This is a genomic window from uncultured Flavobacterium sp., from assembly GCF_963925415.1.
GTDB lineage: Bacteria > Bacteroidota > Bacteroidia > Flavobacteriales > Flavobacteriaceae > Flavobacterium.
In genome coordinates this window covers 71,724-85,197 of record NZ_CAWUTS010000003.1, presented here as the reverse complement: position 1 = coordinate 85,197, position 13,474 = coordinate 71,724, and the positions used below count along the sequence as shown (strand labels likewise).

The following is a 13,474-nucleotide window of genomic DNA, read 5'->3' as shown; positions in this document are numbered from 1 at the left end:
TTTAATCTTTTTTTGTGCAAAATTTTTTAACCATTTTTGTCTTTTAACAAGAAAAATCAAAAAAAAAACATTTTTGTATAAAAAAAGGCATTATTTTGATATATTTAAACCAGTAACGTTCAAGTCTTTCAAATTATGTTGTTTCTCAATAGTACATGGGTTTTCCTTAGTAAAAAAAATATATAATAATCAAATAATCATGCATTTATTTAGTTTTTTTTGTCAAAAAAACATTAAATGTATTTTTTTTAGGACAAAGTGTTTATTGTAGCGTAAAAAACGCGATATTTGTGAAAATAAAATAACCAACATAGATGAAAGGTCAAAATCAGACATTAGGAGAATTTATTATTGAAAATCAAACATCTTTTCAATATTCAACAGGAGAGTTATCAAGGATAATAAATTCAATTCGATTAGCGGCCAAAGTAGTTAATTATAAAGTAAATAAGGCAGGGCTAGTTGACATTGTAGGAGCAGTAGGTGAACAGAATGTACAAGGTGAAGACCAACAAAAATTAGACGTATTTGCAAATGAAACTTTTATTCAGACCTTAATAAATAGAAATATTGTTTGTGGTATTGCTTCAGAAGAAGAAGAAGAGTTTATTTCAATTAACAGTTTAGATGAAAATAATCAAAATAAATATGTAGTATTAATGGATCCTTTAGACGGTTCTTCAAATATTGACGTAAACGTTTCTGTAGGAACAATTTTTTCTGTTTTTAGGAGAGTTACTCCTGTTGGAACTCCTGTAACAAGTGCAGATTTTCTTCAAAAAGGGGTAAACCAAGTTGCGGCAGGCTATGTTATTTATGGTACCTCAACAATGCTAGTATATACAACAGGCCACGGTGTTCACGGCTTTACTTTAAATCCAGCAATTGGAACATTTTACCTATCACATCCTAACATGCAATTTTCTAAAGACGGAAACATCTATTCAATTAATGAGGGTAATTATATACAATTTCCACAAGGAGTAAAAGATTATTTAAAATACTGCCAAGCTGAGGAAGGTGATAGACCTTATACGTCGAGATATATAGGAAGTTTAGTTTCTGACTTTCATAGAAATATGATAAAAGGAGGTATATATATTTATCCTACAAGTTCTAAAGCACCAAAAGGGAAACTTCGTTTGTTATATGAATGTAATCCAATGGCTTTTTTAGCAGAACAAGCTGGTGGAAAAGCTTCTGACGGTCATACTAGAATTATGGAAATTGAACCTACAGAGCTGCATCAAAGAGTTCCGTTTTTCTGCGGGAGTTATAATATGGTATGTAAAGCAGAAGAGTTCATGAAATAAATTCATCTATTTCATTGTTTAATATTTTGATAATATTGATAACAAAAACAAGTTTGAAACACCAATAAAAACCTATCCAAATATGACTAATAAAATAAACAATCAAATAAATATTGATACAGCAAGCAAAAATGAATCTGCTCAACGGTTAGAAACAATAAAGAATTTAATTTTTGGAGAACAGATTCAACAGATTGATTCTGAATTTGATACTATTAAAAAGCATATTGAAAAAAGAAAAGAAGAAATACAGGCTTTGATTGAAAATACCCATTTAGAACTTTCAACAACCATTGATAATTTATCAACCGATTTAAACATAAGAATTACAGAATTAGATGATAAATTAAATGAAAAAGCAGAAGAATTAAATCACAATAAAGTAAACAAAAAGGAATTAGGCTCTTTATTAGTTTCTATGGGAGAAAAAATATTGAACTATTAATGTTTTAAAATGAATGATTCAGAAAAATTAATAAGGCTAAAAGATATACTTCTAAGCGAGGACAGAAAATTAGCGTTTGATATTTTTGAAAAAATCGAAGTGTTAGAAAAAAACACAAATGATCAAGAGTTGCTTTCTAAAAAACTGGAACCAATTATAAATAAAAAAATTGAAACTTATATAGCAGAAATTCCTTTAAAACAGAGCCCCATAATAACAGAGGCATTAAAAACACAAATAAGAGAATCTCAAGATCAAGTGGTTGATGTGTTGTTTCCTATTATTGGTAAAATGATTAAAAAATACATTCAACAAGAAATTAAAAAATTAACAGATAGTATTAATAATCAAGCTAAAAACAGATTTTCCTTTAAAAAAATGGCACGAAAAATAAAAGTGCTTTTAACAGGGGTTCCAGAAAAAAAAAGAATACTTTCTGAACTGGGCAAAACTAAAGTTGAACAAGTTTTTATTATTGAAAAAGGTTCTGGTTTGTTAATTGCAAATGTTTCAAAAGTTAAAGAAAATATTGACAAAGACATGATAGCCGGAATGCTAACAGCAATTAAAAGCTTTGTTGAAGACGCTTTTACAAAAGAAGCACAAAGTTTAGAACTTATTCAATATGAGTTTTATAACATATACATTCAAAATATATCGTCTTATTATGTTGCTGCAGTAATTTCAGGCCCTTTTAATTCAGAAATTAAAGATAAATTAGAAGATAAAATTTTAAATTTTGCTTCCAAAAACAAAAAAGAAGAAATAATAGGAAAAACTAATAGGACTAATAAATTTATAGAAACCTTATTCAATGATTAATTCTAAAAAAATAGTGTTAATAGGCCATTTTGGTGTTGGAAAATCATCTTTGATTAGAAGGCTTGTAAGCGATGTTTTTTCTGAAGACTACAAAGTAACCATTGGTGCTCATGTATTCAAAAAAGAAATAAAAATAAACAACTCAATATTGAGCTTTGTTATATGGGATTTAGAAGGAAAAGATTCTATTAAAAAAATTAGAAAATCATACTTAATAGGTACTGCGGGGTTTATCTATGTTATTGATCCTACAAGAAGCTCTACATATATGAATATAGATAGCGAAATAAATTATTTAAAAACAAATTACCCAAAAGCGCAGTTGCTTACCATTGCAAACAAGTTAGACTTAATTGATAAAGATGAATTTTTAACAGAATTTCACGATCCTATAGATTTTTTTACAAGTGCTAAAACAAGGGATAATGTTGACGCTATTTTTAATCAAATGGGAATAAATATATTACATAGTTTATGATTTCAAAAACAATAGAAGCATATTTAAATAAGGCTGTTCAAACCATAGAATTTGACCATGACGGAACTATAATTGCCTCAAATGATATTTTGTTTCCGGTTAAAAATGCAAAAACAATATTTGAAATACATCCTTTTTTTGAGTTTTTCGCAGAAATTATTTCACAAAATCCTACTCAAAAAACGTTCAAAACAATAGTATTAGAAATAAACAAAATAAATTTAATTGTTGATATCATTATTAATACAGGCTCTAGTAATCAAAAGCCATTTATGCTTATTTTTGATAAATCAGACTATTACAATGAAATTGAAGAGGTAACCCAAGATAAAAACACATTGTTCATTACGGATTTTTATACCAACCAAAAAAATAAAAAGTTAATCCAAGAAAAAACATTTAAAAACAAATTTATAGCAAATATAAGTCATGATTTAAAAACGCCAATAGCAGGGGTAATCGGATTGTTAGAATTGTTTAGAAAAGAAAACCTTTCTAACGAACAAAAAGAATTAATTGTTACAATCCGAGAATCTATGTCTCACATGAACAGGCTTGTAAGCGACGTTTTTGATTTGTCTAGAATAGAATATGGTCAATTAAATATAGAAAACAATTCATTTGACATAGATGTATTGATAAAAAATGTTGAGCGTGTATATTTGGAAAAATTCATTTTAAAAAACATTCATTTTGAAATTAAAAAATCAAACAATGTTCCTAAATTTTTAATAGGTGATTTTAATAGAATTTTACAAATAATACAAAACCTTCTTGACAATGCATACAAATATACTGATAGTGGCAAAGTAGTTTTTGAAATAAATTTGGATTACCGAAGGGCAAAGAGGGTAAGATTAAAATTTATTGTAAAAGACACGGGAATTGGTTTTAAGAAAGGTAGTAACGATAAATTTGAAAGTTTTGAAAAGCTGCATGATCAAGATATTCAGGGTTCTGGTTTAGGGATGTCTATAGTTGTAAACCTTATAAAACTAATGAAAGGAACCTTTTCTTTTAATTCAAAAGTAAACGAAGGTTCTACTTTCGAAATAACTCTCCCTTTTGAGATTAGTATTAATATGCGAAACTCAACCAAGATTCAACCTAAGTTTGTAAAAATAGATTTACAAAAGAAATTTAACGTTTTAATAGCAGATGATAATGAGGTTTATCAGTTAATTTTAATGAAGCTATTAATCAATCACGGAGGTTTTTATATGGATGTCGCATCAAATGGTCAGCAAGCTGTTGAAATGGCCAAAAAAGAGCACTATGACTTAATTTTAATGGATTTACACATGCCAATAATGAGCGGTTTTGACGCTATTAAATTTATAGGTAATGATATGCATTTAAAAAAGACAAAAATAATTGCCTTAAGCGTTTATGATATAGATAAAGATAAAGAGTTAAGCAGTTCATTAAACGTAGCGGACTATTTGGTTAAACCAATTTCATTTGAAAGTTTATTTACTTCAATTAATAAAGTGTTAAAAATAAAAAGAGGACAATAATTAAACTGTCCTCTTTTTATTTTTAACATATAATATTAAACCGTTTTATTTATTCATATGTGTCATTTCATATAAAAATGTATCTAAGTCTACATTTAAGTCTAACAATGACAATGCTTTATCAACAATATAAGACACATTACTTGGTGTAAACCCTAACGCTAAAGCAAAACGAGTTAAAAGCGCTTTCTCTTTTGTGCCTAAAACGTGATCTGCCAAAACCATTCGCGATAAATCATATAGTCGGTCTAACCTTTGTGTATGTAAAACAGGAGGATTAATAGGATATTTTGTAGGCTTTTCTAATATTTCTTCATATTCTGCCTGAGAAATTTCTAACCTAACGGCTAATTTGTCTAAAAATTTTTTTTCTTCAATAGTAATTTGACCATCAGACAACGCAACTCTTACAATTGCAGAAAAATGACCTTTGTTTCTATTCTTAAATTCGTTATCAAATAAATCTGAAAATGACATAATGTTTAGTTTTAAAATGCAAATATACTTTTATTTGGAATTTAATTAAAATTATTTACAACCTTTTAGTTTTCTTTAAAAAATTCTAAAATATATATTGTAATTTTGATATCACAAAAAAAATAAAAATGTCAGAATTTTGGATTTATTTTAAAGTCGGATTAGACCACGTTCTCGATTTTAATGCATACGACCATGTATTGTTTTTAATAGCATTAATGATTCCATACACTTTTAATGATTGGAAAAAAGTTTTACTTTTGGTATCCCTTTTTACTATTGGGCATACATTTACATTAATTTTAGCTGTTTATAATTTAATCCAAGTAAACTCAATTTTTATTGAATTTCTTATTCCTGTAACAATTTTTGTTACAGCATTTTACCATTTAATAACAGCCGGTAAAACCTTAAAAAATAAAAATACAATATCATTTATAGGCGTTATAACCTTACTCTTTGGGATCATTCACGGATTAGGGTTTTCAAATTATTTTAAGGCCATTTTGCCAGGAAATGCATCCGACAAATTAGTGCCTTCTTTAGAATTTGCACTTGGCATAGAAGCGGCTCAACTTATTATTGTATTAGCTGTTTTAATTATAGCATATGTCACACAAATTTTCTTTAGATTTTCAAAAAAAGATTGGGCTTTGGTTATGTCAGCATTTGTAATTGGCGTAGTTTTACCTACGATAATTAAAAATCAAATTTGGAACAGATAATAATATGTTAAATAAACAAATAAAATACGATAAGGCCTACTTAAGAATTGCAAAAGAATGGGGGCAATTGTCGTATTGCAAACGCAAACAAGTTGGAGCAATTATAGTTAGAGATAGAATGATTATTTCTGACGGTTATAATGGAACACCATCAGGGTTTGAAAATTGCTGTGAAGACGATGACAATAATACACAATGGTATGTTCTTCATGCCGAAGCGAATGCCATACTAAAAGTAGCACGTTCAACACAATCATGTGAAGGAGCAACACTATACATCACTTTGTCTCCATGTAGAGATTGTAGTAAATTAATTCACCAATCAGGAATAAAAAGAGTAGTTTATAGCCAAGAATATAAAGACTCTACAGGGTTAGATTTTTTAAGAAAAGCCGGGGTAGAAGTAGAATTAATGGAGGACTTAAAATAATGAAAATCAATAAAATTTTTATTCCTATAATTATAGGCCTAGCAATTGCTATTGGGCTAATATTGGGAAATTTTATTACAAATTTTTTGCCAAAGGCACAGTTTTCCAAAAACACAAAAACGCAAAAAATAAATAAATTATTAAATTTTATTGAAAATGAATACGTAGACAATGTGAATACCGACTCAATTGTTGATGTAACAGTTAACCGTATTTTAGAAAGCCTAGATCCACACTCCGTTTACATATCAAAAAGAGATTTTGAGCAAGTAAATCAAGATATGAAAGGAGACTTCGTAGGCATAGGAATTAATTTTTATATGTACAAAGACTCTCTTGTAGTAATAAAACCTGTTTACAAAGGGCCATCATACAAAGCCGGTATAAAAGCCGGAGATAGAATTTTATTTGTTGATGATTTTCAGCTGTTTAACAAAAAACATTCTACAGAAACATTAATTTCCAAACTAAAAGGGGATAAAGGGTCAAAAATTCAATTGACAGTTTATCGTAAATCTTCAAACAAAAAATTTAAAGTCAATATAGTAAGGGATATTATCCCTATAAAAAGTGTTGATATAGCCAAATTAATTAACGCTCAAATAGGTTATATAAAAGTGAACAGATTTGCCGAAACCACTTTTGACGAATTTCATAAAGCCATTTTAAATTTAAAAAATAAGGGTGCACAAGAATTGATTATTGATTTGCGCGACAACGGCGGGGGTTATCTCGAGATAGCCTCAGAAATGATAGATGAATTTTTGCCCAATAACGAATTAATTGTAAAAACCATCAACAAGCAAGGAAATACAGAATACACCTATGCCACAAGTAAAGGCGCTTTTGAAACAGGGAAAGTCACCATTTTAATTAATGAAAATAGCGCTTCAGCAAGTGAGGTTTTAGCAGGAGCCATACAAGATAATGATAGAGGTACAATTGTAGGAAGACGCTCTTTTGGCAAAGGGTTAGTACAACGTGAAATGCCTCTTGGTGATGGCTCTATGATTCGTTTAACAGTTGCTCGTTACTACACGCCATCAGGAAGGTCTATTCAAAAAGCATACGACGATAAAGCAGAAGGCTACTTCAATGAATTTGAAAAACGCTTCAAAAGCGGTGAATTATACGAAGCAGACAGTATAAAGATAGCAGACAGTTTAAAATTTAAAACTAAAAAAGGAAGAATTGTTTTTGGCGGCGGCGGCATAACACCCGATGTTTTTGTACCCTTTGAAGCTAAGCAAGGAGACGAAGCTACATTTTTAATAATGCAATCAGGTTTGATAAGTTATTTTGTCTTTGAACAATTAGATCAAAAACGCAATTTTTTTGGCGGTTTAACCAAAGAAAAATTAAAAAATGAAATAATGTCCAAAGACAAATACTTAAATACGTTTTCCGATTATATTTCTTTAAAAGGCTTTTCTGTTAATTTTACAAATCAGAAACAAAAAGCAAAAAACTATTTGTATGCCGAATTTATTCGTCAATTATTTGATGAAGATTCGTACTATCAAATCATCCTTTCAAATGATGCAATGGTTCAAAAAGCATTATCTACAAAATAAAATAAGATATTCACTCAATTAATTTACAAGAAAATAAAGCGAAACGAGTTTAATTATGTATATTTCTATAAAAACTATAATTAAACACTATTTTTTACTTAAAACATAGAGATTATTGACAATCTGTTTCTTAAACGCCAGCCAGAGATCTAAAGCAATCTAACCTTGTTATAGCTTTAGAGTGTCTTCAATTAAAAGGCTAGGCATGTAGTGATTCATAAAACCCAAACACCTATAAAAGTTTATTCAATTGCTTTTCTCGTGTTTTACTTATTTTTTATTTTCTCTTCAACCTTTTTAGACAATAAAAAAATAAGCATTAAAAAAATCGCACAAAAACCACAAACAATTCCAATTAATGCAACGGAACTTTCCCCATTAAACAGATTGTCAAAATCTACTTTTGTAAAATTAAACACAATTAAAATTAATGCCAACACAATTACAACACTACTAAATATTTTCATTTTTCATTTTTTTTATAAAAACAACCCTTTTACATTAGACGCAAAAAGTTTTACGGCTATAGCTAACAAAATAACCCCAAATACTTTTCTAATAATCCCTAATCCATTTGCACCGAGTATACGCTCTATTTTACCAGACGATTTTAATACGCCATAAACCACTATAATATTGATAACTATAGCAATTATAATGTTTATTTTATCATAAGCGGCTCTCAATGAAAGTAATGTAGTCATGGTTCCAGCACCAGCAATTAATGGAAAAGCTATAGGTACTATTGATGCGGTAGTAGGATTGTCTTCCTTGTATAATCGAATTCCTAAAATCATTTCTAAAGCTAAAAAAAACAGCACAAAAGAACCAGCAACCGCAAAGGAATTTACATCAACACCTATTAAAGTTAAAATTTCTTCACCCACAAATAAAAACAAAATCATAATAAACCCTGCCACAACTGATGCTTTTTCTGATTGGATATGGCCTATCTTGCTTTTTAAATCAACTATAATAGGAATACTACCAATAATATCTATTACTGCAAAAAGAATCATGCTAATCGTAAATATTTCTTTCCAATGTATCATTTGTTCTAATTTTTACGCAAAGATATGAATATAGTTTCACGTTGCATTTTATTTTAACGATACCTTTGTAAAAATCAAAATCAAAATAAGGACTAAGCAAACATAAATCATTTCCTATCTTTGCGCAATAAAACTATATAATGTTTCAACTAAATAAAACCATCGTTTCTGAAGATATTTTAGAAAAAGAATTTGTTTGTAATCTTTCTGCCTGTAAAGGGGCTTGCTGTGTAGATGGAGATGCAGGAGCACCACTAGAGGCTTTAGAAGTAAAAAAATTAGAATCTATTTATCCAAAAATAAAATCACTGCTTAGGCCAGAGGGTAGAAAAGCTATTGAAAAACTAGGCACTTCTGTAATAGGTGTAGACGGTGAACCCGAAACCACTTTAATTGAGGGCAAAGATTGTGCCTATGTAATATTTGATAAAAAAACGGCTCTTTGTGGTATTGAACAAGCCTATAATCAAGGAATTATTGATTGGAAAAAACCTGTTTCATGTCACCTATATCCCATTCGTGTAAAAGAATATGCCGATTTTTCTGCCGTAAATTATCACAAATGGCATATTTGTGACGATGCTTGCTCTTTAGGAAAAGAATTAGATGTTCCTGTTTATAAATTTCTAAAAGAATCACTTATTAGAAAATTTGGACAAGACTGGTATAATGATTTAGAAAAAGTGGCTCAAGAAATGAAAAAATAAAATTGCGAATAAAAAAACAATAAACATTATTTTTTTATTGTTTATAACGCTCTCACCAATTGATTTCATTGATGGTATAGGTAAATATAACAAATAATTTAATTTTCATAAAAAGCTTAAAATCAACACTTTAAAACTTTATAGCATAAATTTCATTTTTCATTTTTGTTAAAAACTTTCCTTGATTGTGAATAAGTTTGACTTTCATTTTTAACATAAAAATGCAAACTTTGTAAACATCAAATTTATTAATAATACCTTTATCTTTTGCCCTATGTCATTTATAGAACCAATTCTTCAGCCAAACAAAGACCGATTTGTAATTTTTCCAATAAAACACCAGGATATTTGGGAATGGTATAAAAAACAAGAAGCATGTATATGGACTGCCGAAGAAATAGATTTACATACTGATTTACATGATTGGAATAATAAATTAAATGAAGATGAAAAATATTTCATCAAACATATTTTAGCTTTTTTTGCAGCTTCTGACGGAATAGTAAACGAAAATTTAGCCGAAAACTTTGTAAATGAAGTGCAATACCCAGAAGCTAAATTTTTCTATGGTTTTCAAATCATGATGGAAAACATTCATAGCGAAACATATTCACTATTGATTGATACCTATGTAAAAGACGAAGCCGAAAAGAGTAAATTGTTTAACGCCATAGAAACCTTTCCTGCCATTAAAGAAAAAGCAGAATGGGCTCTTAAATGGATAGACTCAGACTCTTTTGCCGAAAGATTAATCGCTTTTGCAGCAGTTGAAGGAATCTTTTTTTCAGGGTCGTTTTGCTCTATTTATTGGTTAAAAAAACGAGGTTTAATGCCAGGCTTAACTTTTTCAAACGAATTAATATCTCGTGACGAAGGGATGCATTGCGATTTTGCAGTTCATTTACACAACCACCATTTGATAAATAAAGTTTCAAAAGAAAGAATAAAAGAAATTATAGTTGATGCATTAGATATTGAACGTCAGTTTGTGACGGAATCACTTCCTGTAAGTTTAATAGGAATGAATGCCAACTTAATGACTCAATATTTAGAATTTGTAACCGATAGATTATTAGTAGAATTAGGTTGCGATAGAGTTTATAACGCATCAAACCCATTTGACTTTATGGACATGATTTCACTTCAAGGAAAAACAAATTTCTTTGAAAAACGCGTTGCAGAATATCAAAAGGCAGGAGTAATGAATACTGATAGCGAAGCACAAAAAATTAGTTTCGACGCTGATTTTTAATATTTTATTTTAAACAAAACCCCAACCTCTTTAGGCGACCATTTTTTGGCGTTGGAGGCATCCTTTTTAGTATTCTTTGTCAAACAAGTATACCTTAAAAGAATTTATATTTTTATCAGCGCTACGCAGCAATGCTAGCACAAAAAAACTTAACAAATAAACCAACAATAGAAAAGGGATTTTTTATTGTTAAAAACAAAAACATTATGTACGTAGTAAAAAGAGACGGTCACAAAGAACCCGTAAGTTTTGACAAAATCACAGACCGAATTAAAAAACTGTGTTATGGTTTAAATGATTTAGTAGATGCAGTAAAAGTTGCCATGCGAGTAATTGAAGGACTGTATGATGGAGTTACCACGTCAGAACTAGACAATCTTGCCGCAGAAACTGCCGCCTCTATGACTATATCTCACCCAGATTATGCACAACTTGCAGCTCGTATAGCAGTCTCTAATTTACACAAAAACACAACGAAGTCATTTTCTGAAACAGCAACAGAAATGATTAATTATGTAAACCCAAGAACGGGTAAAGACGCACCTCTTTTATCTCAAGAAGTATATGAAGTAATTCAAGAAAACGCTGCCGTTCTAGATTCCTATATTATTTATAACAGAGACTTTAATTACGATTACTTTGGTTTTAAAACATTAGAACGTTCTTATTTGTTAAAAATAAACGGAAAAATTGTTGAAAGACCCCAACATATGTTAATGCGCGTTTCGGTTGGCATACACTTAAACGATATTGAAGCCGTTTTAGAAACATATGACTTAATGTCTAAAAAGTTTTTTACACACGCAACACCAACGCTATTTAACGCAGGAACGCCCAAGCCTCAAATGTCATCTTGTTTTTTATTAACGATGAAAGACGATAGTATTGACGGTATTTATGACACATTAAAACAAACCGCTAAAATTTCACAATCAGCGGGCGGAATAGGACTTTCTATTCATAATGTGCGAGCCACAGGTTCTTATATTCGAGGAACAAACGGAACTTCAAACGGCATTGTGCCTATGCTTCGTGTATTTAACGATACAGCTCGATATGTAGATCAAGGTGGTGGAAAGCGTAAAGGAAGTTTTGCTATTTATCTTGAAACGTGGCACGCCGATATTTTTGAATTTCTAGATTTAAAAAAGAACACAGGCAAGGAAGAAATGCGTGCAAGAGATCTGTTTTTTGCGATGTGGACTTCAGATTTATTTATGAAACGCGTGCAAGAAAACGCTGATTGGACCTTAATGTGTCCAAACGAATGCCCTGAACTATGTGACGTTTATGGCGATGAATTTGAAGCACTATATACGTCATACGAAAAAGCAGGAAAAGGAAGAAAAACAATCAAAGCACATGAGCTTTGGGAAAAAATACTCGAATCGCAAATAGAAACAGGAACACCATACATGTTGTATAAAGATGCAGCAAACCGCAAATCAAATCAAAAAAATTTAGGAACCATTCGTTCTTCAAATCTTTGTACTGAGATTATGGAATATACTGCTCCAGATGAAATAGCGGTTTGTAATTTAGCTTCTATTTCGTTACCTATGTTTGTTGAAAACGGAAAGTTTGATCATGACTTATTGTTTAAAGTAACCAAAAGAGTTACACGCAATTTAAACAAGGTTATCGACAGAAATTATTATCCAGTTCCTGAAGCTGAAAACTCAAATATTCGTCATCGACCAGTTGGATTAGGTGTTCAAGGATTAGCGGATGCTTTTATTTTACTTCGTTTGCCATTTACAAGCGATGAAGCAAAAAAATTAAATCAAGAAATTTTTGAAACTTTATACTTTGCAGCCGTAACAGCTTCTATGGAACTGGCAATTGAAGAAGGGCCTTATTCTACATTTGAAGGATCTCCTATATCTCAAGGAGAGTTTCAACACAATCTTTGGAATATCAAAGATGAAGAATTATCAGGCAGATGGGATTGGGGAAGTTTAAGAAAAGAAGTCATGAAAAATGGCGTTAGAAACTCGCTTTTAGTAGCGCCAATGCCAACCGCTTCAACATCACAAATTCTTGGAAACAATGAAGCATTTGAGCCCTACACATCTAACATTTATACTAGAAGAGTATTATCGGGCGAATTTATAGTAGTAAACAAACATTTATTACACGATTTAGTAGATTTAGGCTTGTGGAACGAAACCTTAAAACAAGATTTAATGCGTAACAACGGTTCTGTTCAAGACCTCAATATTCCTCAAGATTTAAAAGAACTTTACAAAACCGTTTGGGAACTTTCAATGAAAGACATTATTGATATGTCTCGACAAAGAGGTTATTTTGTAGACCAATCGCAATCGTTGAACTTGTTTATGCAAGATGCCAACTATTCTAAGTTAACTTCAATGCATTTTTATGCTTGGAAAAGCGGCTTAAAAACAGGGATGTATTACTTGCGAACAAAATCTGCTGTTGACGCAATTAAGTTTACCCTAAATAACGATAAAAAAACAGAACCTACAGCAGTTGTAGAAAAACCAATGATTAAACCCGAATTGGAATCTATAGCGGTTGTTAACGAACCTGTAGAAATGACAGCAGATGAATACAAAGCAATGATTGAATTAGCAAAAAATGCTGATATAGATGATTGTGAAATGTGTGGTTCTTAAGGTAATAGAGAAAAAAATAAAGTGAAAAACAGCCTTCATTAAT

General features: G+C 30.2%; 14 protein-coding genes. 11 read left to right on the top strand and 3 right to left on the bottom strand.

Features of this window, described 5'->3' with window-relative positions; genetic code table 11:
• The first annotated feature begins 314 nt into the window (after nt 1-314).
• From fbp to AABM47_RS00370, 5 genes are all read left to right on the top strand, one after another.
• Complete coding sequence (gene fbp, locus AABM47_RS00390) at nt 315-1,313, top strand: class 1 fructose-bisphosphatase (RefSeq protein WP_338408938.1); 999 nt, start codon at nt 315-317, stop codon at nt 1,311-1,313.
• An 82-nt stretch (nt 1,314-1,395) separates the two neighbouring features.
• Nucleotides 1,396-1,758, top strand: a complete 363-nt coding sequence (locus AABM47_RS00385; protein ID WP_338408937.1) for a fructose 1,6-bisphosphatase — start codon at nt 1,396-1,398, stop codon at nt 1,756-1,758.
• A gap of 9 nt (nt 1,759-1,767) precedes the next feature.
• Nucleotides 1,768-2,580, top strand: coding sequence for a cell envelope biogenesis protein OmpA (locus AABM47_RS00380; protein ID WP_338408936.1), 813 nt, complete (start codon nt 1,768-1,770; stop codon nt 2,578-2,580).
• Nucleotides 2,573-3,058 (top strand): Rab family GTPase, encoded by a 486-nt coding sequence (locus AABM47_RS00375; RefSeq protein WP_338408935.1) that lies wholly within the window; start codon nt 2,573-2,575, stop codon nt 3,056-3,058. The genes AABM47_RS00380 and AABM47_RS00375 overlap by 8 nt, the downstream gene beginning before the upstream one ends.
• Nucleotides 3,055-4,575: a hybrid sensor histidine kinase/response regulator gene (locus AABM47_RS00370; protein WP_338408934.1), complete on the top strand. Its 1,521-nt coding sequence runs from the start codon at nt 3,055-3,057 to the stop codon at nt 4,573-4,575. Before AABM47_RS00375 ends, AABM47_RS00370 begins: the two co-directional genes overlap by 4 nt.
• A gap of 45 nt (nt 4,576-4,620) precedes the next feature.
• Here AABM47_RS00370 and AABM47_RS00365 read toward each other — a convergent pair whose 3' ends face one another.
• Nucleotides 4,621-5,052, bottom strand: a complete 432-nt coding sequence (locus AABM47_RS00365) for a TerB family tellurite resistance protein (RefSeq protein WP_338408933.1) — start codon at nt 5,050-5,052, stop codon at nt 4,621-4,623.
• A 128-nt stretch (nt 5,053-5,180) separates the two neighbouring features.
• On the opposite strand from AABM47_RS00365, the gene AABM47_RS00360 reads away from it, so the two are divergent.
• Genes AABM47_RS00360 through AABM47_RS00350 form a run of 3 tightly spaced genes read left to right on the top strand, consistent with a single transcriptional unit; the run spans nt 5,181 to nt 7,781 of the window.
• Entirely contained in the window at nt 5,181-5,777 is a 597-nt protein-coding gene (locus AABM47_RS00360) for a HupE/UreJ family protein (protein WP_338408932.1), read from the top strand.
• Nucleotides 5,778-5,781: 4 nt separating this feature from the next.
• Nucleotides 5,782-6,207 (top strand): dCMP deaminase family protein, encoded by a 426-nt coding sequence (locus AABM47_RS00355; RefSeq protein WP_338408931.1) that lies wholly within the window; start codon nt 5,782-5,784, stop codon nt 6,205-6,207.
• Entirely contained in the window at nt 6,207-7,781 is a 1,575-nt protein-coding gene (locus tag AABM47_RS00350) for a S41 family peptidase (protein WP_338408930.1), read from the top strand. The genes AABM47_RS00355 and AABM47_RS00350 overlap by 1 nt, the downstream gene beginning before the upstream one ends.
• A gap of 266 nt (nt 7,782-8,047) precedes the next feature.
• Here AABM47_RS00350 and AABM47_RS00345 read toward each other — a convergent pair whose 3' ends face one another.
• Nucleotides 8,048-8,248 (bottom strand): hypothetical protein, encoded by a 201-nt coding sequence (locus tag AABM47_RS00345; RefSeq protein WP_338408929.1) that lies wholly within the window; start codon nt 8,246-8,248, stop codon nt 8,048-8,050.
• A gap of 12 nt (nt 8,249-8,260) precedes the next feature.
• Nucleotides 8,261-8,833 (bottom strand): MarC family protein, encoded by a 573-nt coding sequence (locus tag AABM47_RS00340; RefSeq protein ID WP_338408928.1) that lies wholly within the window; start codon nt 8,831-8,833, stop codon nt 8,261-8,263.
• A 140-nt stretch (nt 8,834-8,973) separates the two neighbouring features.
• Between AABM47_RS00340 and AABM47_RS00335 the strand changes: the two genes are divergently transcribed.
• From AABM47_RS00335 to AABM47_RS00325, 3 genes are all read left to right on the top strand, one after another.
• Nucleotides 8,974-9,540 carry a DUF3109 family protein gene (locus tag AABM47_RS00335; protein WP_338408927.1) on the top strand — a complete coding sequence of 189 codons (567 nt, stop codon included), beginning with the start codon at nt 8,974-8,976 and terminating at the stop codon, nt 9,538-9,540.
• A 274-nt stretch (nt 9,541-9,814) separates the two neighbouring features.
• Entirely contained in the window at nt 9,815-10,792 is a 978-nt protein-coding gene (locus AABM47_RS00330; RefSeq protein ID WP_338408926.1) for a ribonucleotide-diphosphate reductase subunit beta, read from the top strand.
• Nucleotides 10,793-10,998: 206 nt separating this feature from the next.
• Nucleotides 10,999-13,431: a ribonucleoside-diphosphate reductase subunit alpha gene (locus tag AABM47_RS00325; protein ID WP_338408925.1), complete on the top strand. Its 2,433-nt coding sequence runs from the start codon at nt 10,999-11,001 to the stop codon at nt 13,429-13,431.
• Nucleotides 13,432-13,474: the final 43 nt, after the last annotated feature.